The sequence below is a fragment of the Candidatus Paceibacterota bacterium genome, from assembly GCA_041666915.1.
Taxonomy (GTDB): Bacteria; Patescibacteriota; Minisyncoccia; order Phycocordibacterales; family PALSA-1337; genus C7867-002.
Genome location: JBAYFZ010000001.1, coordinates 73,567 through 99,466, shown reverse-complemented (window position 1 = coordinate 99,466; position 25,900 = coordinate 73,567). Strand labels below are relative to the sequence as shown.

At 38.3% G+C, this 25,900-nt stretch carries 24 protein-coding genes and 1 tRNA gene; 4 read left to right on the top strand and 21 right to left on the bottom strand.

Annotated features, from left to right (window positions below; translation table 11 throughout):
* Nucleotides 1-13: 13 nt before the first annotated feature.
* From WCS89_00520 to WCS89_00505, 4 genes are all read right to left on the bottom strand, one after another.
* Nucleotides 14-1,225 (bottom strand): hypothetical protein, encoded by a 1,212-nt coding sequence (locus tag WCS89_00520; GenBank protein ID MFA6553977.1) that lies wholly within the window; start codon nt 1,223-1,225, stop codon nt 14-16.
* Between the two features lie 194 nt (nt 1,226-1,419).
* Nucleotides 1,420-1,689, bottom strand: coding sequence for a hypothetical protein (locus WCS89_00515; protein ID MFA6553976.1), 270 nt, complete (start codon nt 1,687-1,689; stop codon nt 1,420-1,422).
* 70 nt (nt 1,690-1,759) lie between these two features.
* A complete protein-coding gene (locus tag WCS89_00510) occupies nt 1,760-3,169 on the bottom strand; it encodes a M64 family metallopeptidase (protein MFA6553975.1) in 1,410 nt (469 codons plus the stop codon).
* A 95-nt stretch (nt 3,170-3,264) separates the two neighbouring features.
* Nucleotides 3,265-3,336, bottom strand: a tRNA-Glu gene (locus WCS89_00505).
* Between the two features lie 745 nt (nt 3,337-4,081).
* Between WCS89_00505 and WCS89_00500 the strand changes: the two genes are divergently transcribed.
* Entirely contained in the window at nt 4,082-4,426 is a 345-nt protein-coding gene (locus WCS89_00500; protein ID MFA6553974.1) for a hypothetical protein, read from the top strand.
* A 12-nt stretch (nt 4,427-4,438) separates the two neighbouring features.
* Entirely contained in the window at nt 4,439-5,389 is a 951-nt protein-coding gene (locus tag WCS89_00495) for a hypothetical protein (protein MFA6553973.1), read from the top strand.
* 86 nt (nt 5,390-5,475) lie between these two features.
* Here the strand turns inward: WCS89_00495 and WCS89_00490 are convergent, their stop codons facing one another.
* Together WCS89_00490 and WCS89_00485 are read right to left on the bottom strand one after the other, a co-directional pair.
* Nucleotides 5,476-5,658, bottom strand: coding sequence for a hypothetical protein (locus WCS89_00490; GenBank protein MFA6553972.1), 183 nt, complete (start codon nt 5,656-5,658; stop codon nt 5,476-5,478).
* An 89-nt stretch (nt 5,659-5,747) separates the two neighbouring features.
* Nucleotides 5,748-8,501, bottom strand: a complete 2,754-nt coding sequence (locus tag WCS89_00485) for a type IV secretory system conjugative DNA transfer family protein (protein MFA6553971.1) — start codon at nt 8,499-8,501, stop codon at nt 5,748-5,750.
* A 130-nt stretch (nt 8,502-8,631) separates the two neighbouring features.
* Between WCS89_00485 and WCS89_00480 the strand changes: the two genes are divergently transcribed.
* Nucleotides 8,632-9,525, top strand: a complete 894-nt coding sequence (locus tag WCS89_00480) for a hypothetical protein (GenBank protein ID MFA6553970.1) — start codon at nt 8,632-8,634, stop codon at nt 9,523-9,525.
* Nucleotides 9,526-9,527: 2 nt separating this feature from the next.
* Here WCS89_00480 and murF read toward each other — a convergent pair whose 3' ends face one another.
* From murF to WCS89_00450, 6 genes are all read right to left on the bottom strand, one after another.
* A complete protein-coding gene (gene murF, locus WCS89_00475; protein MFA6553969.1) occupies nt 9,528-10,850 on the bottom strand; it encodes a UDP-N-acetylmuramoyl-tripeptide--D-alanyl-D-alanine ligase in 1,323 nt (440 codons plus the stop codon).
* Nucleotides 10,851-10,980: 130 nt separating this feature from the next.
* Nucleotides 10,981-12,696, bottom strand: a complete 1,716-nt coding sequence (locus WCS89_00470; GenBank protein ID MFA6553968.1) for a penicillin-binding protein 2 — start codon at nt 12,694-12,696, stop codon at nt 10,981-10,983.
* Nucleotides 12,686-13,042: a hypothetical protein gene (locus WCS89_00465; GenBank protein ID MFA6553967.1), complete on the bottom strand. Its 357-nt coding sequence runs from the start codon at nt 13,040-13,042 to the stop codon at nt 12,686-12,688. The genes WCS89_00470 and WCS89_00465 overlap by 11 nt, the downstream gene beginning before the upstream one ends.
* Nucleotides 13,039-14,013 carry a 16S rRNA (cytosine(1402)-N(4))-methyltransferase RsmH gene (rsmH, locus tag WCS89_00460; GenBank protein ID MFA6553966.1) on the bottom strand — a complete coding sequence of 325 codons (975 nt, stop codon included), beginning with the start codon at nt 14,011-14,013 and terminating at the stop codon, nt 13,039-13,041. The genes WCS89_00465 and rsmH overlap by 4 nt, the downstream gene beginning before the upstream one ends.
* Before the next feature lie 5 nt (nt 14,014-14,018).
* Nucleotides 14,019-14,459: a division/cell wall cluster transcriptional repressor MraZ gene (mraZ, locus tag WCS89_00455; GenBank protein MFA6553965.1), complete on the bottom strand. Its 441-nt coding sequence runs from the start codon at nt 14,457-14,459 to the stop codon at nt 14,019-14,021.
* 294 nt (nt 14,460-14,753) lie between these two features.
* Nucleotides 14,754-15,107 carry a hypothetical protein gene (locus tag WCS89_00450; protein ID MFA6553964.1) on the bottom strand — a complete coding sequence of 118 codons (354 nt, stop codon included), beginning with the start codon at nt 15,105-15,107 and terminating at the stop codon, nt 14,754-14,756.
* Between the two features lie 203 nt (nt 15,108-15,310).
* Here WCS89_00450 and WCS89_00445 point away from each other — a divergent pair, with 203 nt between their 5' ends.
* Entirely contained in the window at nt 15,311-15,907 is a 597-nt protein-coding gene (locus WCS89_00445; protein ID MFA6553963.1) for a hypothetical protein, read from the top strand.
* A gap of 108 nt (nt 15,908-16,015) precedes the next feature.
* Here WCS89_00445 and WCS89_00440 read toward each other — a convergent pair whose 3' ends face one another.
* From WCS89_00440 to WCS89_00400, 9 genes are all read right to left on the bottom strand, one after another.
* Nucleotides 16,016-17,473, bottom strand: a complete 1,458-nt coding sequence (locus WCS89_00440; protein ID MFA6553962.1) for a lysine--tRNA ligase — start codon at nt 17,471-17,473, stop codon at nt 16,016-16,018.
* A gap of 3 nt (nt 17,474-17,476) precedes the next feature.
* Nucleotides 17,477-17,944: a transcription elongation factor GreA gene (greA, locus tag WCS89_00435; GenBank protein ID MFA6553961.1), complete on the bottom strand. Its 468-nt coding sequence runs from the start codon at nt 17,942-17,944 to the stop codon at nt 17,477-17,479.
* A gap of 82 nt (nt 17,945-18,026) precedes the next feature.
* Complete coding sequence (locus WCS89_00430) at nt 18,027-19,748, bottom strand: penicillin-binding transpeptidase domain-containing protein (GenBank protein ID MFA6553960.1); 1,722 nt, start codon at nt 19,746-19,748, stop codon at nt 18,027-18,029.
* Nucleotides 19,749-19,755: 7 nt separating this feature from the next.
* Nucleotides 19,756-19,980 carry a hypothetical protein gene (locus tag WCS89_00425; GenBank protein ID MFA6553959.1) on the bottom strand — a complete coding sequence of 75 codons (225 nt, stop codon included), beginning with the start codon at nt 19,978-19,980 and terminating at the stop codon, nt 19,756-19,758.
* 101 nt (nt 19,981-20,081) lie between these two features.
* Nucleotides 20,082-20,372, bottom strand: coding sequence for a GIY-YIG nuclease family protein (locus WCS89_00420; protein MFA6553958.1), 291 nt, complete (start codon nt 20,370-20,372; stop codon nt 20,082-20,084).
* A 59-nt stretch (nt 20,373-20,431) separates the two neighbouring features.
* Nucleotides 20,432-21,217 carry a rod shape-determining protein MreC gene (mreC, locus tag WCS89_00415; GenBank protein ID MFA6553957.1) on the bottom strand — a complete coding sequence of 262 codons (786 nt, stop codon included), beginning with the start codon at nt 21,215-21,217 and terminating at the stop codon, nt 20,432-20,434.
* Entirely contained in the window at nt 21,198-22,262 is a 1,065-nt protein-coding gene (locus WCS89_00410) for a rod shape-determining protein (GenBank protein ID MFA6553956.1), read from the bottom strand. The genes mreC and WCS89_00410 overlap by 20 nt, the downstream gene beginning before the upstream one ends.
* A 121-nt stretch (nt 22,263-22,383) precedes the next feature.
* On the bottom strand, nt 22,384-23,442 hold the full coding sequence (locus WCS89_00405; protein MFA6553955.1) for a virulence RhuM family protein: 1,059 nt from the start codon (nt 23,440-23,442) through the stop codon (nt 22,384-22,386).
* Between the two features lie 126 nt (nt 23,443-23,568).
* Complete coding sequence (locus WCS89_00400) at nt 23,569-25,842, bottom strand: AAA family ATPase (protein MFA6553954.1); 2,274 nt, start codon at nt 25,840-25,842, stop codon at nt 23,569-23,571.
* Nucleotides 25,843-25,900: the final 58 nt, after the last annotated feature.

Genomic DNA, 25,900 nt, shown 5'->3' with positions numbered 1-25,900 from the left:
TGTGGATTATATTTTAATCAACGATTTTCATACTAGCTACAACCTTTTTAAAATCATCCATGTAATTCCTTATCGGCTTAGCACTATCACTCTTAAGTACATAATTAATGATTGAAGAATACATATCCTTCGTAGTTTCCTTCTGTACTATCTCATTTTCCTCATTCGAATTCGCAACCGGCATAAACCTGATATCTGGCTGAATAACTACCATAGAATTACGCTTTATAAAATATAAAGTATAAAACTGATTAGCAGACGTCCCAATGGTAGTACCTATAGTCGAAACATAAGCATCCGTGGCATACAATTGTGGAAATGCTGATGATTGATACTGAGGATTCGAAGCTAAATTCTTACGAAGCTCAACCAAATCAATTCCGCATACCATCGTACTGTTTTCGGTTTTTATGAGAGGAATATAGTATTCCACATAAGACGTACTTGTACCGATATGCTGAAGGTTTGAAAACCAGATAAGATAATCCTCTGCTTCCAATTGCCCATTCCGAGCGTACGTCTTCATCTCTGGACAACTCATTGAATTTGCTTTTTCGACGATAACATGTCCCAAATAAGCAGGATATTCAAACTCCAACCCCAAAGTCCTATCGAAGAATTTCTTCCATGAATTTTCAGCTACCGGATTGAATTTTATAGTCGAAAGTATCTGCTCGGCTATATTTTTTGCTTGAGCCGAAACAGCCGTCATTCTTATATAAAATTGTTTATCTGGGAAACAAAGTGTCCTACCTATAGATGTTTTGTTGTAACTCCACTTACCATCGCTTACTTTTAAGCCCAAAATTTCAGGTTGATCATACCCATTTCCGCTGCAATTCTGATGACTCGTAAATGATATCTTAACCTGATTTTTAAAATCACTACCCCACGAAGAATCAGTAACAGTTAAGGAGTAGATACCTCTTTTATCACTAGTCGTTGATATAACCCAGTTCGTAGGATATTTAAATGAAATATCAAAATTGGAATCAGAGCCACTAGTCCAATCTGTTGTATCAACAACAGTTGTCGTCATGTTCACCAAAGATACCATCAATGAATCCGATGTAGTTGCCACAACAACCGTATCAGTTGAAACAAATTCTGAGACAGGTGAGCTTACATTTCTTGAGAAAAGATACGCCACAACACCAAGTACTATAACAACAAAACAAGATGTTAAAATGATTTTATGTGGTTTGGTGATGTTAATTTTACTCATGTCTTATCTCTTACCATTACATAAATTAAATCATACCATAAATATAGAAGGTATTATTGACCTTTATTTTGTTAAAAAAATATAAAGATAGAAAAGTATAAAAAATGACACAAAATATATCAGCGCATATAAACCATAAATATTATGAGGAGTATACGCTACTTTAACTAACTATTGCGATAACAATAAGTTTTTTACGCACGGCTTAAAGCAACTGCAATTATATTGACCACATTCAAGACCGTAGAAATTATCCCCAATGTCAGACCTGCTGTTCCCCATATTCTAGAACCTCCCTTTCTGGCCTGAGATCCAAACATAACGGCGATAATTGCCGCAACCAATCCAATCATCAATGCCACAAGAGCAGGCAACTTAATATGGAAAATACCCATCCACACCCAAGGGAAAAAGAAAATAGCAGAAATAATAACACTTATAATACCCTTAAAAGATGAACTCATGATTTTTTATGTTTTTCTAATAAGACCAATTATAACATAATTCTGTGACCCTATTGCGTAGCTTTCAGGACTACAAATTCTCACTATTTATTATTTTTGATTTAATTAGGAAATGATCAAATGTCTTAATAATAAGAGAAGAGTTGTATGCCCCAAAAGTAAACGGATCAAGAAATTGATCACGCATCAGGGAATTCTCTGTCGGTCTAAAAGCATTAAAACCAATTTTCCCAGCCCCTTCAAAGCATCCTGTGCCGGCAATGTTACGCCAAGGGGCTTCTTTTTGACATTCATTTAAAGTACCATAAAAAATATTTTTCTGGGCTTGAAAAATCGACTTCAGTTTCTGAATATTTATCTGGACAGGAGTCGATTTTTGTTCAGGAAAAAGCACATATTCATCACCAAGATCCGAAAAAGTATGCCCAAATTCATGAACAAATGTTCTTTGGAGAGAGTCAATATCTGCGAATTGTGTAGGATCTGAAAACTTGAAGTACGGCATTGCAACCACAATACTTCTGGCTGAAGCCCCAACCTCTTGATCGTATGCATTTCTATCATGAACCTCCACAACATAAGAATTTGGGTATTGACAATTCTCAGCTAATTTTAAAATGTCTTCTCTTGGACAAGAATTATTTATAAGCGTACATTGTTCAAGAGGATATGATTTATCTATATACCAAAAATTAAAAAGATCTTTATTACCTCTGAAAGGATCAATGGAAAAAAGTCCATGGCCAATAGCATTGAGATCTATTAATTTAGATGAAACTTTTGTGAAAACTTCTGAAAATGATTCTCCAATTACATTAGAGTATCCACTTCCAACAAAAACTAAATTAAATTTGTTTTCATTAACATTATCAATATTGTTTTGAGAGTACACTGCTTTACATAAATTTTTTGATACATCCTTAAATGTAAATTCGCGGACAATAGAACCTAGGACTTTCTTCTTAAGTGAATCTGTGCCACTTACACTAAATTTATACTGCTTCTGCCCGCTTTGTAAATTACTCGTATTCCACACATTATTTGCACAATAGAAAATATTTTGAGTTTTCTCACATTCAAGTTCAATAACAGCTACGACACGACCGTCAGGTACCGATACTTCAATATTAATATTTTTTAGATCAATTTCTGACAAACTATTGCTCATATTAAAAATCGTAGATATCTCAAAAACTTGTCCTAAAGAAAACTCAGTTATATTTGCTCCCCTATGAGGAGTTGGGAGCAATTCGACGTTTACTAAATTTAGTGTAGATGTTGATATAGGTAATTGTCTAATAAGGATATCTCCCTTCTCTTGTACTAAACTATCCATATTACTATCTTCAACGAAATCTTTATCAATTATAGAAGTCAATTTTTTTAACGTCCCTGCATAATATGCCCCACCAGCAATAAGGAGTAGAGTTAATAATCCAATTATACTTTGAACAACAAAACCTTTCTGTAAATTTTTCATATTACCGTAACTTTACAATACAAAAATAGACCTGAACAGTGTATAAGTTCTTTAGTATAAAAAATATTTGGCTCTACTTAGCTCTAAAAAATTTGTGACCTTACCGGGAGTCGAACCCGGATTACAGCCTTGAGAAGGCCGTGTCCTAACCATTAGACGATAAGGCCCTGTTTACCCTTCGTAGTTTTAACGAAGGAGGGCTTCGCTCTTCTTTACAGTCAGAGCTTCGCAGGGCAGGCCCCTACAAAACCCTACTTTCTACTACCCAAGCAGTGTATAGGTTTTCCACAGTTCTTTCAAGTAGGGTCAAAAATGAGCTTGACTTTTGGGTATTAAACATGCTATAATGGTAACAGAAATCTCAAGATAACCTTGGGATAAAAGAGAAAGATTGTACAATGAAAACTTTGATTAAATCTGCTTGCTTTGCGGTTGTTCTATTGGCTATGGCCAATACTACCCAAGCCCAATTGAGCTTCGGGGTTAGTGTCCGGATTGGTAGCGGGAACGGATCTTCGTTCTGTCGGACTCCTCCGCCAGTCGTATATGTCCCAGCGCGACCTGTTGTAGTTCATCAACCAGTCTATAGTTACGCTCCAGTGCAACGAGTCTATGTGGCACCGGCGCCATGTCAACCGTCTCCTCGATTTGTACCCACTCACTCCGGGTACCCGATCATAACGGTACCAATGAATTCTCAACGGTACTTTATGGAGAGGACGGCGCACACGTACGGTCTCAAGACCGAACGACAGGCGCCGGCACCACGACAACAACATTCTGGCGTGTACGGTTACCACAGGTAATCTCCCGCCTCACTAGGTCGTCATTCTTAACTGAATGGCGGCCTAATTTTTTTACTTTCATACACATACATTTAACAACAACTCCAATCAGGTGTATTATTGAGCCATGAACTACACAGAATCATCACCAGCAGAAACACCTAAAGCAAAAGATGTTGGTGCTGAAATTAATAAACTTCTAGACGGTCCCCCATCGAGCAATTATAACCTTCGTCAGATGCAACTGGCGGTAGAAAAATTCGTAACAGAACATCCAGAAGAAACACTAGATCATGACCGATTGGAAAGTATTACATTTGAATGGGCAAACAATTCAAAATGGTCAAAAGCTTTTAGTGATATCGTCCATAACCCCGCATTTCAAACACACCCAAGATTTCAAGGTAATATAAAGAACATTACACTTGAAGACGTACATCACCAAATAGAAACTGGAGAAATGCCTTTATAATAATATAATAATATGGAATCATTCAAATCTACAGAAGAGGCTGGTGTCAAGGAATTGTTGGACATTGAGAAAGTAAACGAAGAAATAGACGAGAAACGTATCAAACTAGAAAGTTTCCGAGGTCATAAACATTTTAGTGAACAAGAGATTGATAAAGATATCAAAACTTGTGACGTTCTTAAACATAAATTTGAAAATAGGAGGAATTCTCAAAACGAAGAACGACGTGAGCAATCTGAAAGAGGTTTAGCGGCAGAATTCGCATTTCGTAATGTAATGGAAAATTATGGTTGGCTTGCTGAAAAAGTCAAAATGATCGTAACTTCACAATACGATGACTTTGTTAGAGGTATAGATTCTGTCGCTCAGATTGAGATTGATCCCAAGCATTCAGAGCATCTCGGTTTCGCCATAGATTTTGCCACGGGCACAAATGATATCGGAGAAAAGTTACGCCGAACATTTGATGACATTGACCTTGGCTATACACCAGCAGTCAAATATTTTGAATCAGAAAAGACAGGTCAAGTTAAGAATTTTAAATTACCAAGAATTGTAGTAGGAGCTGGACACGAGTCTCTAGAGCGTCTAGTATCATACAGTTTTGAAATCATGAACGGTTCTGCCATAACAGAATCGGTTAGAAATGAGATAAAAGAAGACCCTTTTCGTTTCGTCCTTTTCGGAGAAATACAAGCTCAATTGTCAGTATTTATAAATAGATTGGAAAAGGTCATAGTTGAAGCCAATAAACAAAACAAGCAAGAGATCATGGAACGCGCGACAACTTCTCTTGAAGTGCACAAAAACACTCTGGCAGTCATTCAAAAATTAGCAGAAGAAGCTGGAGCGGATATAAAGACAATACAACAACATATCCGAGGTGACGCTTTCGCTATGCAAATGAGTAAAGACCTTTCCCTTCTATCTTTTACTCCTATTGATCTGGATCGTAAACCATAATAATTGCTGTAAATAATCCAAGAAAAAAGGTCCCGAGCTTGTGAGGGACCTTTTAATTTGATTTATGTTATTTTTTTATTTACATATTAATCACTTTTCTCCTTTTGCCGACCTGTCACATCATCAAACTGAGCTTGCGTAATGTCGCCTTTTTCTTTGAGCCTAATAAGATGAGCATCGGTGTTGATCTGTTCTATCCGTCCCCGCGCCCTTTGTTTTTTCAAGCGAGCGAGAATGGCATCTGTTTTATTTGTACTACTTGTTTTCATGCCGTTTAACATACTAACATGAATGGTTAATTTTGTCTAGTGGTCGCAAATTATCATGTTCCTTCTAGGAAGGACTGTGTAAATCCGCCCTATTTCTGATATTTCCTCATCACTTCTTCCTCCACCTCTGCCCCAGGTCTACCAAATGATAATGACGACAACTCTTTGAGTTTATCTACTTGTTCAGCATTACCTTTTTCTGGACGTGCAATGACGACATTAAACGGTTTGACAGGACGACCTCCGGCTAACAACTTCACATAAGCATTGAAGTTATCCAGATTTGTAATATCGGTATGAGTGAAGGTTGGCACGAATTGTTTTTCCAAAAATTCAGCATCTTCGGTACCAACACGGAATACTACCATTGAACCAACGTTACCAAAAACAGCATTCTTGATCTTATCATCAAGCTGAGCTATGAACTGATGAGCAACGGTGAGTCCAAGACGATATTTGCGTGCTTCAGAAAGAATAGTAGCGATAGAATCCGTGGTTACATTTTGGAATTCATCCAAATAAAGGAAGAAATCATTCATAGGTTTACCAAATGAATCCACACGAGAGAGTGCTGCCATAAGTATTTTTCCTACGAGAATAAGTCCGATTAGATGAGAGTTGATGTCGCCCAACCTTCCCTTGGAAAGATTTACTAACAAAATCTTTTTATTATCCATGACTTCACGCATATTGAATGAAGATTTTTCTTGAGCAATGATCGGTCGCATTATTTCATTTGCCAAAAATACATCAAACTTGGAAGTGATATACGGTACAACGTTTGCAAGTGACGCTTCCCCACCAGCTTTCTCGGCGATCTCTTTCCAAAACTGGACGATGATGGGATTTTTACATTTTGATATTTTCAAATCACGAAAAGCTTTGTTGGACATTACTCGCGAAACATCCAAAAGAGTACAACCTGAATCTGGATCTTCTACGACTAGTCCCGTAGCATTACGGAAATATTGTTCAAAGATTGGACCCATAGACTCTGGGGTACCACCATATAACTTTTGGAAAATATTGAACATTTCGTTTATTACGAATGTTTTTTGTTCAGGAAAACGTCGGTCGTATTCAAGCATATTCAAAGCCATCGGTCTGTCGGTAGAAGCTGGATCAAAATAGACAACATCTTGATAACGATTGGCTGGAATATTGGCCAAAATATCTACAACATCAGAACCGTGTGGATCTACGAAACAGACACCGTGTCCATCATTGATGTCTTGAATGATCATATTCTTCAAAAGAGTGGTCTTACCAGTACCAGTTTGACCGATAACATAAAAATGTCGCATGCGGTCTTCTGGGGCTATAAAGACTTTGTTTTCTTCTCCACGATGTAAATTTGTACCAATGAGAGTTCCTTCTTTAGGAACATCCAATGGAGCTGGTGAAGTACCAGCTTTGGATTGTTTGAGCTGTGGCGCAACATGTCCGACATGAGTAGCTGGGAAATGTAAACAAGTCGTTATTTCTTCAAGATTCAAAACAATCTGTTCTTTTTCATTGAAAGTACGAAGAGAAAATCTTTCCAACAAATCTTCCAACTTACTTTTTTCAACCTTATTCCACGCAATACGATTGCCATGACCATTTTCAAATTGGTTGAAACTAGACTCCAGATCATGGAGAATACCTTCGGCTTCAGATTCTGTACCAGCTGAGGCTACAATTCGGATGTTGACCGAAACAAAAGGACTCTTTAATTTGCGAGTAAACTGATCCAAAGAAGTCTGGTCTATAGCATCAGCTCTTTTGATTTTTTCTTCTTTCTCTTTATCTATCTTTTCTTTACTTTTGAACATACTGAAGACATCTTTGACTATAGCGCCACTTACAGACTGATCTATCTCTTTCAAAGCGTCCCCTATTTTTTCTCCCTTTTTTATCTTTTCTAATGACTTTTCTGAACTTCTCATAAGTTCATCATTTCTTGATCCAATAACAAACTGTATAGCAGCACCCTCTCCTTCACGATTTATTTTAGAGAAACTGTTCAAGATAGAACCAAGAGGATCTACATCAAAACTTTCGTAAGACTTCAATGGGTACAAAAAGTGCTTGTACAGACTGGCATATGAAGCAACTGAAATGCCTTTCTCATTGAAAATATTGTAATCATCTCTATGTTCATGAACATGAGCGCCAGCAAAGATGGCCTGAATCTGCTTTTCAAATAATTCCTTGCGAGAAGTCGGTACAGAAACGTAGAAAATAAATTCTTCACTACCATTGGCGTTGGCTACTTCAACAGTAAACCAAGCAGGATTCTTTTTGTCATCGGAAATAGAAAGCATGGCGGAATAAAACTGTTCCATTCCAGAGATAAGTTCTTTTAACTGCTTGTTCTTATTTTCTTCTAAAACTTCTGGCAAACTAACTTCAAAAAGAGTCATATGCAAAGGTTTCCAGAGTTCATCTTTTTCCTTAAGGTCAAGGATCGGATATCCAGAAGCAATAAATTGAATGAGGAAACGATGAAAATCATCCATTAAGTGTGGATTATTCATTCTTTCCAAAACTGACATAGCGTTACGAATACCCTTTTCTTGAAGAACACCTATGAGTTGTTCAATCTGCTGATCATGAAGCTCTGGTCGGAGTTGGAGAGTTATAGCTTCTGTCTCATGAGACTTTAGAGCAAACTCTGGATGTAAAACCTCTTTTGGTTTGGTCTCTGCATACTGCTTGATGGTCTCGTTGACAGCTTGATGTGGAGCTAATTCTATACCACTTTCTTTTGCCCGCTCTGCATGTTGAACGGCTACTTCACGAAGACGCGCCAATTCTTCTTGTGGATTAGTAATCTTTGTTCCTTCAAATGTAGGATTCATGAGGAAATTATAACACTACTTGTGTATTGTGCGAATTCACTAACAAGTGGTTTACATTGCCTCAATTTGTTACAATTATCGTATTATAGGGTTATAAGTTCAAAATCCTTTCAATTAACCAAACAAAAACATGAGTTTCGAAAATCCATTTGCAGAACCAGTAGAACCAACACCAGCAGAGGTACCGGCAGAAGTTCCTGAAAACAAAACTGAAACTGAAGGAAAAACAAAGTCTATTGATCGTTTGGCAGAATACGATAAATTGAGGGCTGATGACAAAAATACAGAAGGTTGGAAAACAGAAATTATTGATGTAGTCAATTCTTATAATGTTAAGACTGGGGCAGCAGAAGTCCTGATGAGCCCAAATACATTCTGTCCCAGTGGTAATCCAGATAATAAGGTGCGCAATTATAGATTATTGAAATGGTTTGATAAAAAAGGACAAGAAAGAAACATTACTAACACAGCTTTTAGGAGTCCTAAAATTGATATTACCAATGAACAAGCATCAATCTCTATGATGGAAAATGGAGAGACTTCCGATAATCTTACAGAAGTTGATCCATCAGAAGCAGAGACGGTAATAATAAATAAAGCCGATGTCCCAAAAGATATTTCTGAGGATGAGACTGTGATATTAGAAAAACCCGACACTGAAAGCCCTCCTGTTGAGGCAGTAGCAGAGCAACCTTCTGAACAATCACCAATTGAAAATTCTAATATTGAAAAGGAGACGGAAGAACAATCATGGGAAAGACTAGAGGCCGATAACAAAGAAACAAATGAGAATTGGAAAAGGGCTGAGGTCATAGTAATTGATCCTGGCGGTCAAGAAAGAGGAAGGGCCAGAGTCTTAATAAGTCCAAACACGTTCAAGATTCCAGGATACCCTGGTCAACGTAATTACAGACTAGAAGAATTAGTTGATTTTGAAGGAAATAAACAAAGAACAGATGTTGAAAAGTCACTAACCGCTATTCAAAGAGATGACGGACGTTTTGTTATAACAGTAGGAGAATAAAATTACTTCTTCTCCAACCACTCTTTTTCTTGCCTAACGAGCAAACTGTCAGCTTTTGATGGTTCTTTCAGGAGCGCTTTTACTACCCTCTCCATACGCATTGATTGAGAACCTTTAACTAGGATAATATCTCCAGTCTTAATTTCTTTAGCTAAATACTCAGACGCTTCAATTGAAGTCTCAAAACTATGGATCATTTCTTTTGAAAAACCGTCCTTCACAGCTTCTTCAGCAGTCTGGCGCGATCGTAGACCGACTGTAACCAACATTGAGGCTGAACCAATAACTTCTTTACCAACATGGCGATGTTCTTCTGCAGAATAATTTCCCAATTCCATCATATCTCCTAGGACAACGATTTTTGCACCGGTTGTTTCCAGACCTTTCAAAGTCTGTAGAGCTGAAAAAACTGCGTCAGGCGATGAATTGTAAGTGTCATCTATGATCGTTGAACCATTAATTCCAGAGATGAGATTCATTCTACCTTTTGGAGCTTCATAATCAGCTAATGAATTTGCAATTACCTCCGATCTCATACCACGAGCTTTACCGACAGAAGCAGCTGCAAGTAGTGGATACATATACACGTTACCAATTACATTTCTAAGAGTAATCGGTAAAGTGCTGCCATCAAGATTCAAATTGAAAGTTAATCCGACTGGAGAATTATTATCATACAAAACCTTATCATCTAACCCTCTAACTGTTGAATTAGAGCCTGTTCCATAAGTAATAACTTTTACACTTTTTCCTTGAGGTGAGCTTGTCGAACCTTTAACCATATCAGTCATAGTCATAACTTTTTCATCATCTCCAAATAAAATCAAAGTACCGTCAGCCTTGACCGCTTTTGCAAGAGAAGCTTTTTCTTCAAAGACTTCTTCTGGTGATTTGAAAAATTCTACATGCACAGGCGTCTTGCTGACCTTGGTGATCACTGCAATATCTGGATGTAACCATTTTGTAACCTTCTTTATATCTCCTGGGTGATCTGCGCCAATCTCTAGGATGAGACAATCCGGATATGAATTTTTCCAAAAAATAATACCCAACCCTTTCCAAATATTCTTTACCCAACCCCCTATACTATGCCAAGCATTTGGTGCACCGATGATAGTCAGTGGTAAACCTATTTCACTATTCATACTTTTCTCACTTTTACGTACAAAACTACTTTGATCTTTGAGAACCGCATATATAGCATCTTTTGTAGAAGTCTTGCCTACACTACCAGTTACAGCCACGATAAAAGGCTTGTATTTTGCAAGAATGAGACGCGATTCAAGGGTTAGTATTTCTATTAGTAATTTCTTTAAGAGCTGCATAAAATTATACTTCTTATTGTGTCATCCCCGCGAAGGCGGGGATCCAGGATTATTACGAACAAACAACTATTATAATATCTTCAATGGTAATATCCTGGATTCCCGCCTTCGCGGGAATGACACAGTAGTTTTACCTATCTGGAGCAATATTGTAGTAGTCTATCAGAAACTTAGCCATTTGGTCGAATGGATTGGTCAAAGTAGCTGAAGCGTATTCTGCACCCTTTGGATAGACTTGATACAAGAATATTAGATATTTCGGATTGGAAGCTGGTAAATATCCGAAGAATGAATGCAAATAACGATCAGTATAATAACCACCATTCACATGATCTGGTATTTGAGCTGTTCCAGTCTTGGCAGCAATACTATAACGATCAATCTTTATTGCTCCTTTGAGCAAAGATTTATCTACTACTTCAACCAACATCTTTGTTACATCATTAGTTGTCTCCGTTTTCAAGAAAGGCCCTTTTCTGACGTCATCAATCTTTTTCACCGTACCATCAGCGTGACTTATCTCTTTTACCAAATGAGGTTTGACGACATAACCGCCATTGGCTAGTACCGAAAGAGCCGTTACCATATTTATAGGAGAAATAGCCAAACCTTGTCCATAAGCCGCTGTGGCAATCTCAACATCGCGACCAGTTTTCAGGTTACCAACTATACCAGTCGCTTCATTTGGCAAATCTATACCTGTCTTATTACCCAGACCAAAATTTAGAAAATATTTTGAAAAATCTTCTTTACCAACTTTAAGAGCAATCGTAGCTACACCCACATTCAAAGATTGACTGAGTATCTCTTGCATAGAGACCACTCCGCGAGCCTTTCCATCAAAGTTAGATATCTTTTTACCACTCAAAGTCATAGTTCCAGTATCGTCATATGTTGAATTGACGGTCTCTGCTCCAGTATCCAGAGCCACAGCCATAGTCAAAGGCTTCATAATAGAACCCATTTCATAAACATTCTCTACTAGAGGGTTGGAAAAGACCCTGACATTTTTGACACTACTTGTATCATTTGGATCAAAAGTTGGCAAAGAAGACATGGCCACCACTTCTCCTGTTTTTGGATCAATAACAATACCCCCGATAGAATCTGGACGCCAAGCTAAAGAAGTTTCCCCCAAAATTTTCTCCAAATATTTTTGAGTAGTTGGTTCTATAGTTGTCACAATATCCCCTTCCTCTTCATTTCCATTAGAAAGAGCGTCACGGATAGATATGAACAGTTGTGCAAAAGCGTTCGCATTGGAAGATGTGCCGGATCTCTTCAAAACATTTTCGTAACTTCTCTCCAAACCATAACGACCAGTGACAGAAGTTGAGCTAGCACTTTCTCCTAATAAACCAAGTTCATGAGCAACCATAGAACCGCCTGGATATACACGCCAAGTCTCTTTTGAAACCCCCAAACCAGCCACACCAAGATTACGGATAGATGTCGCCGTAGATTCTGCTACCCTATCTGCCAATTCTTCATAATGATCGTTTGACTTTATAACCTTACGCATAAAATCCTCTTTATCCAAAGTTAAATATTCCGAAAGGGCTTCATAAGCAGGCTTAGGGTCTAATACCAGAGAAGGATTCATGAAAATTTTAAAACCACTTTTCAAAGTAGCGGCCTGAATTTTTGTTCCATCTTTAGCAGTAAAAAAGATAGATCCTCTATCCAAGAGAGCTGTAGCCGGTTTTATATATTGCTGATTGGCCTTTTTTGCATAAGAATCACCACGAACTATTTGAATAGAGTAAAGCCATACACAAAGTACTATTGCTACCAATAGTATTCCAATCAAAATAATTCTCGCTCTAAGCTTGACCCTAGAGTTCATGAACAGTAGCTACATGGTTAAAGTTTTCAGCAACACCCAAGTTTGAATTATTCAATCTAGTGATATATTCAATGACTTTCCCCTGACTCATACCGTAAGCAGTCAAATTATCTGGAGTTATTTTGCCAGATAGATGTAAGTATTCAGAATCAAAATTGTTAACACTACTCCCAAGTGTAGATATTTGGGCCTCAACTTTTTGTAAAGCTACGGTTCTAGAAATAACTGAAAAAATATTGAAAGCGTACAAAATAATCAAAAACAAACAAGCGCCAAAGAATATGCGGTTTATCCTCTTTAGGTTTTCACCGATTAAATCATATGTATTTGCGATTGCTTTTGTCATATTTTTTCAATAATCCTTAATTTTGCACTTCTTGACCTTGGATTCTCTGCAATTTCTTGCAAAGAAGCGGTAATCGGTTTTTTTGTAATAATTTTGGAACCTTCTTTTGCTTTTTCTTTATAAAAATCTTTGACGATACGATCTTCTAAACTATGGAATGAAATAATTGCCATTCGTCCACCTTTATCCAACTTTTCGTAACCTTTTCTCAATCCTTCTTTCAATGAATTAAGCTCATCATTGACTGCAATACGTAAAGCTTGAAATGTTCTTGTAGCCGGATGAATCTTTCCTCTCTTATAAAAGCCCGGTACTGACATTTTCACTATTTCTGCCAACTCTCCCGATGTTTCTATACTTTTCTTCTCTCTATAATTGACTATTGCTTTAGCGATCTTTCTTGCAAACCTCTCTTCGGCATAACCGTAGATAATATCGGCGATCACTTCTTCATCCCAATCGTTCACAATATCTTTTGCTGTGAATGGATAAGATTTTGGATCTCCCATAGTCATGAGCAAAGGTTCGTCTTTCTGAAAAGTGAACCCTCTACCAGAATTATCTAGTTCGTCAGATGAAATACCCAAATCCATTAGAATCAAAGCGACTGAATCAATACCATTTTTCTCCAAAACTTTATCTAAATTACGAAAATTCTCACATTCCAGTATCACCTTCTCTGCTTTGCCTGCCAAAGTCCCTTTTGCTCTCTCTAGAGCCGTAGCATCTCTGTCCAAGCCGATAATATTCAACTTGCCAGCGAATGCTTTTGCTATAGCCAAAGCGTGACCTGCTCCACCGAGAGTACCGTCGAGGTACCAAGGGGTCTTCTTGTCATTCCCACGAAGGTGGGAATCCAGTGTATTACCACTAGATACATTCTCGGTGACATCCTGGATTTCCGCCTTCGCGGAAATGACACAGTTTGCCACTATCTCATGTAAAAGAACCGGTTCATGTACACTTTGCATGATTTTTAAATCATGCCCGCTTGACCAAGCTTCTCGGCCAAGGCACCAGCTTTGTTCTCGACCTCTTTTCTATATGAATTCCAAGTCGTCTCATCCCACAACTCTGCACGATCTTTGACACCAATGAAAACAACTTTGCTTTTCAAATTGGCTCGCTCGCGCAAATGTTCCGGAAGAAGCATACGACCTACTCCATCAATCTCGACTTCAACCGCACCTCCCAAGAGGTAGCGATTGAAGCCTCGATTATCCGCCTGGAGTATCGAGCTTTCTTTCACTGACAGACGATCGGCTATCTTTTCCCATTCCTTCATCGTGAAGATGAATAAACAAGAATCGAGGCCGGGCGTAATAACCACTTTCTTTCCCATTTCCTGTCTGAATTTGGCAGGAAGAGAAAGGCGGTTTTTGTCATCGATAGTGTGATTGAATTGCCCGATGATCATATTGTTGTAGGATTAGTGGTTTTATATGATCCTTCAAAATTAAAATTATGAGATTCATTGTTTACCACTTCTTCCCACTTGATGGATATTTTATACCACTTTGCTCCTTTTTCCTAACACTTTGCAATACAAAAACGGTGGATAAGTTGTGGATAACGAAATTTACGGAGGTGAAGCCTCCGTACGGAAGCCTCGCTTCCGGAAAAAAAGGAGCCGCCCGGTAAATGAATACCGAACGGCTCTTGAGCAACAGTGCAGGATTAAATTTTTGAAGTGCTTTTGGTGGAACAGACTTTACTCTGCGCCACTAAAGATTTTGACTGGACATTTTGCCATAATACCCAGACCCAACTCACGAGCAGCTTCCTTGAATCCCCGTTTAATCTTCTGAACGATTTCGTGGTGAACCCTGCCAGCACGATTAAGTTTCATCAGTTTCTTAACCTCTATGATGACAGATTTTGAACTATGTTCACGAAGATTATCTGGGAACATACAAACCACCCTGTCGTGGTCTTTTATGCCCAATTCTGGAATTCCAGTAACCGCCCGAACAATCGCCCAATGAATTTTCTGTAGATCCTCCTCCGTTTGACCGGCAGGAACTGACCACACTCGCGCTTCTATTTTCTTTGCTTTTATCTCCATTACTAACAAACTCCTTTCCATAAGTTATTTTGCTTTTTTGAAACGAGCCCTTCAAACATAAAAAAGAGCAGTACTACGGCAATATAGCACGTATATAGATTTTGGTCAATCATTGACACGTATATATTATTACGATATTGTACATTATAGTTTTAAGTACAAGCTGGTTGAAATATCAGCAAAACAATAGAATAGGAGAAGGTATGAGTAATATAAATAGAGAGATAGCTGATCTTTTAGGAGAAGACATCCGCGTTGTCAATGAAGCTCTGGATTCTGAAATTATTATAGGTGACATTACGACCATTGACAAAGCTGCAGAAGCATACACACTTGCTCCCAGTAGAAGCAAGGCCGAAAAACTTGCTATAGAAAGATGGATTAGTTTATGTACCACCATCGATGAAATCAAAGAAGTATATTATGCTACTCCTGCTTCAAGTGAATTCGAAAGGCTTGCTATAGAAAAATGGATCAATCTTTGTGCTACCATTACTGAAGTTCAGGAGGTGTATGATGTTGCTTCTGATAGAGGTGAAGTCGAAAGGCTTGCTATAGAAAAATGGGTTAGTTTCTGTACGACCATCGATGAAATCAAAGAAGTATACGACGCTACTCATGATAGGAGCCCATTCGAATATCTTGTTTTAGAAAAGTTGAATGAATTGTCACTTGTAGCAATTAACAATATCACCACTATTGCTGAAGCTACGGGGGCATACTCTCTTGTCCCCAATGAAAGTGAAGTAAGGAAACTTATCATCCGCAAGATTGCAGAATTGCTGAAGCAAAAAGCATAAAATCAATATCAAACCCCAGAAAGTTGCATAGACAACTTTCTGGGGTGTTTTTTATCAGGATTGCCTTTGGTTCGCCGTAGCTTATCAAAGCGAAGGCAACCTTGATATTTACCTAGGTTTCATCAAAGGAAACATCTGAGTCTCACGCAAAGGTCTATTGGAGAGAACAGCGAAAAGTCTTTCACCGAATCCGAAACCACAAGTTGGTGGCATGCCATGTTCTAGCATTTCTACGAATTCATCGTCTGCCATCATAGCCTCAGTATCACCACCTTCCAAAAGCTTCTTTTGTTCTACAAAACGGTCTGCTTGATCAATAGGATCATTGAGCTCAGAGTATCCACGACCTATTTCACTACCGCCAATAATAGGCTGGAACATCTGGACTGTACCTGAATCTTTCCCTTCTACACTTTTGGCCAAAGGAGCAATCAATTTTGGATGATTGATCAAAAAGGCTGGACCAGCAATATTCTTGCGACAATATTTCCAAAGAGTATCTATGAGACGTTCCCTATTGGCTCCTTCATAAGAAACTTTGAGTTCACCAAGTTTCTTTTTTATATCACCATCACTAGCGGTACCGATATCAACACCAGTTTGTTTTTTGATCTCTAGAGAATAATCAATCTTCACCCATTCATCTGCCAAATCAAAAGAATGATCTTTGTATGTAAATTTTGTAGTACCAAAAACTTCTAGAGCAATCTTACGATACATTTTTGTAACCAAAGCCATGCCATCATTGTAATCAGCGTATGACCAGTAAAATTCCATATTGGTAAATTCTTGCATATGTTCTGGACTAGAACCCTCGTTGCGATAAACTCTGCCGATCTCAAAAGTTTTTGGGAAACCACCAGCCATGAGCCTCTTTTGCCAAAGTTCACCAACTGAAATACGCAAAAAGACAGCTAGATCAAAATCATTATGATGTGTTTTGAAAGGAGTTGCTTCGGCACCACCGGTAGTTGTCTCCAAAGTAGGAGTTTCTACTTCTAGAAATCCTTCTTCTTCCAAAAATGTCCTAGTAACTTTCCAAAACTTGGATTTTTTATAGAAAATATCTCTAACCTCAGGATCCATGATGAAATCCAAATACCTCTTGCGGAATTTTTCATCTGGATCTGCTAGACCATGCCATTTTTCTGGAAGAGGAAGTAAAGATTTCGTGGCCATTGTCCAAGAAGTGACAAGTAGACTCTGCTCCCCTCTTTGAGTTACAAAAAATGTTCCAGTAACACTGATAATGTCACCAATATCAACTGCTTGAGTTATGAGGTCAAAAAGTTCAGGCTTCAAGACATCTTTTTTCACAACCGCTTGAAAAGTAGCCTTACCATCATCCAAGACGAAAAATAAAATAGCCCCTTGACCACGAATAGCCATGACACGACCGCAAAGAGAAACCTCTTTTTTACTAGCTTCGTATTCTGCAAAATTATTCTTGGCATCAAACAGACAAAATGTTCTTGGAACTTTGGCTGGATACACAGCCATACCTGCTTGCTTCAAAAGTTCAAGCTTATGTAGACGTGCGGACCTTAATTCTGCAAGAGAAGCCATTTTTTATTTAATGATATCTATAGTATAGACAATTTTACCTTTTGGAGTATTGACTGCAACTTTGTCACCTTTCTTGTGACCAAGCAATGCTGAACCGAGTGGGGATAAATTGGAAATTTTACCCAAAGCCATATCAGCTTCTTCTGAACCGACTATAGTATAAAGATATGACTTGTTGTCTCCTTCTTTCAAGAGTCTAAAAGTTGAACCGATAGTGATAACTTCTGTACCTCCAACACCGATCATAACAGCATTCTTCAATATGCTTTCAATCTTGCCGATACGACCTTCTACCTCAGCTTGGTCTTCACGAGCTTGATGATATTCTGCATTTTCAGATAAGTCACCGAGCTTCTTGGCATACTCCAAATGCTCAGCAATCTCCTTGCGTCTCTCAACTTTGAGAAAATCTAGCTCCTTTTGTAACTCACTAAACTTCTCACTTGTAAGATACTGAACATCAGTTGACATAAATAGTATTGAAAATTAAGGTTAATCATTCATATACTAGCAAGAAATGTTGTGGAATTCAATACATATATCCACTTTACGATTATTTGTTGAAATATTCCGGAGTATTTACACTCATCCAATCTAGCGTCTGACGCATTGCGGCGGCGGCACCGATGAGATTGTGGACCGAACCTTGTTCCAACATCAAGACAAAAGCATATTTTGGATTCTCATAAGGCCAAAAACCAGTAATCCAAGAGTTGACCTTGCTCTTTGAAACTCCAAGTTCAGCTGTACCAGATTTACCAGCAATATCAACATAAGACACGTTCAAAGCAACACTAGTACCAATCTTGGTTGAAAGTCGCATACCTTCGTGAACAATATCAAAATACTCTTTTGGAATGGGAATCTTTGATTCTGTATGAACATTGTCATCTTTTAGAATAGTTGGACTCAAAATAGTTCCTTCATTGGCAACAGCACCGAGAGCACGGATAATCTGCATTGGAGTTACCTGAAAACCATATTGGCCGATAGCGGTGTGATAAGTATCTCCGACAAACCAACTTTCATTAAATGTTTTCAATTTCCATTCTGGTGTTGGTATCGTACCAGCCTTATCCAAAAGAAAAGATGAACTGCCATCTAAAGTCGTAGTACCGAAGCCAAACATTTTCAAATATTTATCTATTTTTATAATACCCAAACCTTTTTGATCTTTGAAACCACCACCAACTGTATAGAAATAGGCATCAGATGACATAGCGATAGCGTGTCGCATATCTACAGGACCTAGATTTTTCCAATCACGAAAGATAGTAGATTTCGTATCATCATAAGGATTTGGAATAGAAATAGAACCAGTGGTTACTATTATCTTATCTGGATCAATAACTTTCTCATTAAGTACTCCCAAAGCTACGAAAGGTTTGACGATAGAACCCGGAGTGTACAAACCGTCTACTGCCCTATCAAGAAAAGGTAAACTCTTATCATTTAACATTGCGCGAACCGCTGATGAATTGGTCTTATCTGACATAATTTGGGAATTGTATTCTGGATAACTGGTAAGGGTCAGAATTTCTCCTGTTTTAACGTCCATGATAACTCCAGCACCACCACTGAAACCTACTCGCGTAGCTATGTCGCGAAGATTATTGAAAACAGCCGATTGAACACGACTATCTATAGACAAAACAAGATTTTGCCCTTGGACGGGCGGACGAACCACATCTTCGGAGACAACTTTCCCATGAGCATCTACTTCTACCAACCTAGAACCGGGGGTTCCTAATAATTTTTCATCATAATATTTTTCTACACCAGCTTCCCCTCTAAAATCTTCTTGATAGTAAAATCCCTTGGAATCTTTTGACGGATACTGAACATACCCGAGTACGTGTGCCAAACCAGTAGTCGTAGCGTAATTACGGACTGACACAGCATCTTTATCATCTTTATCTGTAACCGGAGAATTCCACGCGAGCATTATTCCATTACGATCTAAGATGAGTCCCCTTCCTGCAAATATAGGAACTGGTCGTAAAGTATTGTTCTCACTTCTGGCTTGATATTCGGATCCATGGATAATCTGTAATTTGAAAGCTTGAATAGTAAAAATAAATGCGATTATTACAAAAATGACGATGACATAATAAAGCATCGCTCTTGAAATTGGTTTTTCCAGACGTCCTTCAAATTGAGAAGTATCATAATTTGGAAGGTTGCTAGAATCAAGCATGACTTCATCAGGATCTATTTCTAGTCCTCTTTTTGAAGTACGTCTCCAAGATATTATTTTTCTAAAATTCATAACCATGATTGCATTATGACATATTATTTCCTCTTCCTAACACTTTCTTCAATCCGGAAATTATGATGAAAATGACTACAGTTATTATTGTTCCATAATATCCGACTACTCCAAGATATTGGTTGTAACCAAAAAGTGAATCAAATATTACTCCAGCGATTATTATTTCTATAAAATACAAGAAGAACCAATTACCGAATAAGCCAACAACTATAGCAATTGGCCACCAACCATTCATAACTGATATTAAGATCAGTAAGTCACATATTAATCTTTTAATTGTATTTTTGTTCATTTTTTGTGTCATTCCCGCGAAGGCGGGAATCCAGGATATTACCACTACAGATCGTCATTAGATAAATCTTTCCAAATAGGATTGGTTTCTTCAATTAGTCTAATCTTCCACTTACGGTTCCATTTCTTAAGCTGTTTCTCTCTTTGTATTGCAGAATCAATACTATTAGTATATTCGTACCAAACTAGTTTATGGACATTATATTTCTTTGTAAATCCTTTTACTAGGTTATTCTTATGTTCATATAACCTTCTTCTAAGATCATTAGTAACACCTATATACAAAGTACCATTCTTATCATTCGCTAATATATAAACATAATATACCTTATTCATACTATTCGTTATGTCTTGGTAATATCCTGGATTCCCGCCTTCGCGGGAATGACAACAAATTATCTTTTCTTGCCACCAACATCAACCGAGACCCATCTTAATTCATAAATATTGATTGGTGGAGAAAAAAGTATTTTTTGGAAAGGTTCGGCTGAATCAGAACTGATTGAAACAACTTTACCTATTGGCCTAGTATCAGAAGAAGCTAGAATGACGAAATCACCTTCATTAACTTGTAAACCCCTTGGCAATTCTACCTCATATTGACCTCCGCCACGACCTATAGCTGTAGCTGGAATATGAGTCGGACCAATGAGCACTTCTTGTTTTTGATTGGGTGAAGAAAAAAGAATAACTTTTGAAGTCTGCCCCGAAACTTCAAAGACTCTACCAATAGGGATATTTCCGTTAGCATAGACGGTACTGGTAGTTGAAATATTACGATCTAATCCGGCATCAATGATAAGTTCATCATAAGATGAAAAAGGTGGTCGCTTCAAAACAACAACTGAAACATGCGGAGTAGTAGACGAACCTCTACTCATTTGAGAACGGAGTTCAGAATTCTCAAAATCAATATACTCAATAACATTCATCCTAGCCAATACCGAAGATAGTTCTTGTTTCAAAGCTTCATTCTCGCGAAGCAAAGCTGAAGGTGAAGAGAGACTTCCACTTTCTATAGAAAATTCTGCTCGCCAAAATGGCGCGACCATACTGGTGAATATAGCCGAGAAAATATGTGGTATAAATATTTGAATTAAAATAAATACAATAAAGACAACGACCGTGATAAGCGTGATTATTTTTGTATTACTACGTCTTTTAGGTTCTAAGTAAGTCATCTTCACTGTGTAATAAAATAGGACTATAGGTTTCCAAATCTTCTAGAATAATACCAGCACCACGAGCGATAGCAGTGAGAGGATCGTCAGCTATAGTGACTGGTAATTGGAGAGTCTCCGAAAGCAATCTGTCCAAACCTTTTATAAGTGCTCCGCCACCGACCAAGAATACTCCCCTTCGCATAATGTCAGAAAGGATCTCTGGTGGAGTTGTTTCAAGGACTTCTCTAGTAGAGGAAACGATGACTTCAATAGATTGACCGATAGCTTCACGAATATCTGAATCAGTGATGACGACTTCGCGTGGCAAACCTGTGATGAGATCGCGTCCACGAATAGTTGTTTCCAAAGGTTCTCCTGGTACAACGGCTCCTACAGATATTTTGACTTGTTCAGCTGTAGTCTCACCAATGAGAATTTTGAATTCGTTACGAATATAAGAAATGATATCACTATTCAATTTATCACCAGCAACTTTGAGACTCTTTGACTGGACAATACCCCCGAGTGAAATAACGGCAATATCAGCGGTGCCTCCACCAATATCTATGATCATACTTCCGATAGGTTCAAAGATCGGTAAGCGAATACCAATAGCTCCAGCGATGGGTTGTTCTACGACGTAGACTTCTCTAGCTCCAGCATTTTTCGTAGCATCACGTACAGCTCGAACTTCCACATTGGTAACTCCAGAAGGAACTCCGACCACTACTCGTGGACCAAGGAATCGTTTTGGCATAAATTCTCCAGCACGCTTCAATAGATAAGCAATCATTTCTTCTGTAACTTCAAAGTCAGAGATGACACCGTCTACGAGTGGTCGTACAGCAGTGATGTGCACAGGGGTTCTACCGAGCATTTCTTTTGCAGCCTTCCCAACAGCCACCACCTGCCCGGTCTTTTCGTTGACAGCGACCACAGAAGGTTCAGAGACCACTATACCTTTGCCTTGTACGTAAACTAGAGTGTTGGCGGTACCGAGATCTATACCGACATCATTGGAGAAACGAGTTAGGAATTTATTCTTTAAATCTTTGACTTTCATAGGTCAACATTATCATATCAGCAAAAAAAGCGATATTGACAGAATAAGGCGTTATCATTGTTACGAATAAAGAACCAATCGAGCCTGACGACAAGCACAAAATTTGCTAAGTTATAGTCATCTATATGCGATATTTTTTGTATTCATTTTCTGCTTTTTCTAACTGCATAAAATGATCGAAGTCGCTTTCAAATACCTTGTCTTGCACAATGCGATATTTTTCAAATTGAGTTTGAGCATGAATTATGGCTTCTTCATGACTGATTTTTCCAGCACTAACCAATAATTCCGCTCCATTAAACTCAATAAATTTATCCAAGCGTTTCGCCCAGTCTTCCATTGTCATTGGTATATTACGATCTGCTTGGAGCTCGGCGTAATCTAAATACATAGAGACAAGTCTTTCAAGAAATTCCATCTCTTTTGGAGTGAGGTAATTTTTGGCTACGGAAACATCATATTTTTGGATTTTACCTCTTGGTGCACTTTCCCAAGTTTCAAGCCCCATATGATCCTTAGTAGCATTTGCCCGCTCCACAATCAGTTCTGGGGCAGTATGTCTGTGTACTGCATAATGAAGTTTGTTTTGCACTTTCTTGAAGAAGTTAAGTGTTATCGAGGAAGATGGGTCGTAATCAACGCTAGTAGCATAAATGTCCGTAACTTTTTGATAAAACATGCGTTCACTGAGACGAATTTCACGGATTTTTTGCAATTGACGTTTGAAGAATTCTTTATCAAATTGATATGCTTGTTTGAGTCTATCTACATTCATCGTCCAGCCCTGAATAGTGTAGTCTTTTACGATCTGACGCGCCCATTTACGAAACTGCACAGCTCGCTCATTTTCAATTTTGAAACCAACGGAAATAATTGCTTGGAGATTATAGTGATCCACCTTTCTTTGCACTACTCGCTTCCCCTCATTTTGAACTATCAAGTACTGCTTGATAGTTGCCTCATCAAGCTCGCCAACTTCAATAAGTGTTTTGACGTGCTGGTCTATCGCCTGGACAGAAACACCATAAAGCTCAGCTATCAGTTTTTGCGTAAGCCAAATGTTTTCGTCCTCATAACGCATTTCAATCGCGTTTTCTTGATTTCCTGTTGCAGACACAAAGGTTAGATACTCTGCAGCAGATGAACGAATGTTGATGTTGTTTATTATTTTTTTATTCATATACAAAATATTTATATGCCATTTCGTTTATGTAGAGCTATTTTACCATGAATTGAGGTTGCGATTGACTGCAATATTCATATCGAATGTCTTTTCCAATTTCTCCATAATGGCGGATAAATTATCCTACTTCGCCACCACGACCGCCTCCTCAAAAGCAATAGAGAGGAGTCTGGAAGCACCATCGGCTCCCATGGTGACACCATATATGACGCCAGCACGTGACATAGTCTCGCGATTGTGAGTGATAAGTATCAACTGTGAATGTTTGGAAAGATTCTCTATCATGTCACTATATTTTTTGGAATTGGCTTCATCCAAAGCCGCGTCAGTTTCATCTAGGATGATGAATGGCGGTGGATTGACTTGAGAGATGGCAAAGAGCAAAGCAATAGAAGTCAGGGCCCTTTCGCCACCAGAAAGCATCATGAGGCCCTTTACCTTCTTCCTAGGCAGAGAAACATTCACATCTAATCCTTCTAGGGCGTTTTGATTTTCGTCGGCTACAGCAGAACCATCTCCCGAATTTTCTTCAGGAATAGAACCTGAAAGTATTTCTCCCAAATCTTCTATATCAGAATTTCTCCTTCTCTTTGTTTCTTTGACGATCTCCAAAGAAGCACGACCTCCACCGAACATCAAATTGAAATATTTCTGGAATTCGTCATTAATCTTCAAAATACCACTCTTGAATTCATAATCAATGCGAATATCTAGATCCTTTATGAGCTTCAAAAGTTCTTCTTTAGCTTTTTCAAGGTCTGCAAGTTCCCTTTGTAAGAAAGTATCCCTTTCTTCGGTCTCTCTATATTCCTTCAAAACTTCTGTGCCTCCACCACCAGCATCTTCTAGACGAATTTTGCTTCTTTCTATCTTCTTTCTTCTCTCTTCTTGAATTGTCCTGTCATTCCCAGTAGCAACAAAGCCTTTGTAATCCACTGCCTCCCTTCCAACCACAATACCCGCTTGCCCCAACTCTTGTTTGAAAGCATCTTCTTCCCTATTCAAAACTTCAAGTCTAGAACTCAAAATGGAAATAACATTTCGTATCTCATTTTGACGAGCAATAATCCTGAAAATGTTCTTCTCAGCTTCACGGTCGGTATCTTTTTCCTTTTCAATAGTATTCCTGAGATTATTGTACTCACTAGTCAATCTTGATTCTTCGTTCAAAATGGACTGAATCTTCACTTCAAGAACTTTTTTCTCTTCAGAAAGTCTAGATATATCCTGCTCAGCTTCACCTATAAAAGCAGAGTCAGTTGCAGTTCTATGTCCAGTCACAAAACCTTTTAGAAGTCCTATAACTTCTGTAAATAATTGCTTGGCATCGGATATTGAATTCAAAAGTTCAACTCTTGAAATAACTTCCTCAACATCTTTGAGATAAACAGTTTGGAATTCTTCCTTCTTTCTCCTACTCTCTTCTTTTTCTATAGCCCTCTTATTAGCATTTATTTCTCCATCTAGACGACCAAGCTCACGGACCGAAGCGTCTTTATCAGCACGAACAGTTTTCAATTTTTCTTCATAAGCGATAATCTCACCACTCTTTTTATCAGCCACTTTGGAGTCGGTCAAAATCTTCTTTGCTGTCAACAGAGATTGTTCCAATTCTACAAGCTCTTTTTTTGGCGGAGCCAATTCTTGCAAAACTTTTTCCTTTTCTGTTTTTATATAATAATCTTCTACAGCAAAATATTCCTTGTACAAAATAACAAGCTCACGACGAAGTTCTTCGGCTTTTTCAACCTTTTCAACCTGTTTCTTCAAAAATTTGATATGCGGAGCGATCTCTCTTCTCAAAGATTCCACTTGCTTCATGTTTTCCTCGGTTCTTTCTAACTTGCGAATACTCTCTTGTTTTTTCCATTGATAAATCTTGAGACCGAGAGCATCTTCTATCATTTCCCTTCTTTCGCGTATAGATGCACCAAGGATCCTGTCTGCTTCACCTTGAGAAATGATATGGTGTCCGGTAGCACCGATATGTGCCCCAGCCAAAAGTTCTACGATATCCTTCAACCTAACCTGACTACCATTCAAAAGATATTCGTTGACCCCATCACGATTGACCACTCTTTCTAAACTTACTTCATCGAAATCAATAGTAGGAAAAAGTCTGCGGGAATTATCAAAGACGAGTTTGACACTAGCTCGATTGGCTCTATTTGTATTTGTTCCCACTTCTCCACCACCATTCCAGATCATATCTTCACCTTTCTTACCTCTCAAAGATTTGATGGATTGTTCACCGAGAACGAAACGAAATGCCTCAGCCATGTTGGATTTACCCGAACCATTCGGCCCAACAATACCTGTTATCGGAGACGTGAAGCTAAGCGTCGCTTTTTTGGCGAATGACTTGAATCCGGAAAGTTCCAGTGATTTTAGATACATCGGAGTATTAGCTTATATTCTACCTTATTTTTCTTTATATGAAAAAATCCCCACAGCT

Bases quoted from the DNA above. Each gene is read 5' to 3' on its own strand.
- WCS89_00465 (MFA6553967.1), bottom strand. From the start codon at position 13,042: ATGACAAAAGCAATCGCAAATACATATGATTTAATCGGTGAAAACCTA.
- WCS89_00500 (MFA6553974.1), top strand. From the start codon at position 4,082: ATGAACTACACAGAATCATCACCAGCAGAAACACCTAAAGCAAAAGAT.
- mraZ (MFA6553965.1), bottom strand. From the start codon at position 14,459: ATGATCATCGGGCAATTCAATCACACTATCGATGACAAAAACCGCCTT.
- WCS89_00445 (MFA6553963.1), top strand. From the start codon at position 15,311: ATGAGTAATATAAATAGAGAGATAGCTGATCTTTTAGGAGAAGACATC.
- WCS89_00490 (MFA6553972.1), bottom strand. From the start codon at position 5,658: ATGAAAACAAGTAGTACAAATAAAACAGATGCCATTCTCGCTCGCTTG.
- greA (MFA6553961.1), bottom strand. From the start codon at position 17,944: ATGTCAACTGATGTTCAGTATCTTACAAGTGAGAAGTTTAGTGAGTTA.
- WCS89_00480 (MFA6553970.1), top strand. From the start codon at position 8,632: ATGAGTTTCGAAAATCCATTTGCAGAACCAGTAGAACCAACACCAGCA.
- WCS89_00520 (MFA6553977.1), bottom strand. From the start codon at position 1,225: ATGAGTAAAATTAACATCACCAAACCACATAAAATCATTTTAACATCT.
- rsmH (MFA6553966.1), bottom strand. From the start codon at position 14,013: ATGCAAAGTGTACATGAACCGGTTCTTTTACATGAGATAGTGGCAAAC.
- WCS89_00410 (MFA6553956.1), bottom strand. From the start codon at position 22,262: ATGAAAGTCAAAGATTTAAAGAATAAATTCCTAACTCGTTTCTCCAAT.
- WCS89_00470 (MFA6553968.1), bottom strand. From the start codon at position 12,696: ATGAACTCTAGGGTCAAGCTTAGAGCGAGAATTATTTTGATTGGAATA.
- WCS89_00450 (MFA6553964.1), bottom strand. From the start codon at position 15,107: ATGGAGATAAAAGCAAAGAAAATAGAAGCGCGAGTGTGGTCAGTTCCT.
- WCS89_00440 (MFA6553962.1), bottom strand. From the start codon at position 17,473: ATGGCTTCTCTTGCAGAATTAAGGTCCGCACGTCTACATAAGCTTGAA.
- mreC (MFA6553957.1), bottom strand. From the start codon at position 21,217: ATGACTTACTTAGAACCTAAAAGACGTAGTAATACAAAAATAATCACG.
- WCS89_00425 (MFA6553959.1), bottom strand. From the start codon at position 19,980: ATGAATGGTTGGTGGCCAATTGCTATAGTTGTTGGCTTATTCGGTAAT.
- WCS89_00400 (MFA6553954.1), bottom strand. From the start codon at position 25,842: ATGTATCTAAAATCACTGGAACTTTCCGGATTCAAGTCATTCGCCAAA.
- WCS89_00420 (MFA6553958.1), bottom strand. From the start codon at position 20,372: ATGAATAAGGTATATTATGTTTATATATTAGCGAATGATAAGAATGGT.
- WCS89_00485 (MFA6553971.1), bottom strand. From the start codon at position 8,501: ATGAATCCTACATTTGAAGGAACAAAGATTACTAATCCACAAGAAGAA.
- WCS89_00515 (MFA6553976.1), bottom strand. From the start codon at position 1,689: ATGAGTTCATCTTTTAAGGGTATTATAAGTGTTATTATTTCTGCTATT.
- WCS89_00430 (MFA6553960.1), bottom strand. From the start codon at position 19,748: ATGGTTATGAATTTTAGAAAAATAATATCTTGGAGACGTACTTCAAAA.
- WCS89_00495 (MFA6553973.1), top strand. From the start codon at position 4,439: ATGGAATCATTCAAATCTACAGAAGAGGCTGGTGTCAAGGAATTGTTG.
- WCS89_00405 (MFA6553955.1), bottom strand. From the start codon at position 23,442: ATGAATAAAAAAATAATAAACAACATCAACATTCGTTCATCTGCTGCA.
- WCS89_00510 (MFA6553975.1), bottom strand. From the start codon at position 3,169: ATGAAAAATTTACAGAAAGGTTTTGTTGTTCAAAGTATAATTGGATTA.
- murF (MFA6553969.1), bottom strand. From the start codon at position 10,850: ATGCAGCTCTTAAAGAAATTACTAATAGAAATACTAACCCTTGAATCG.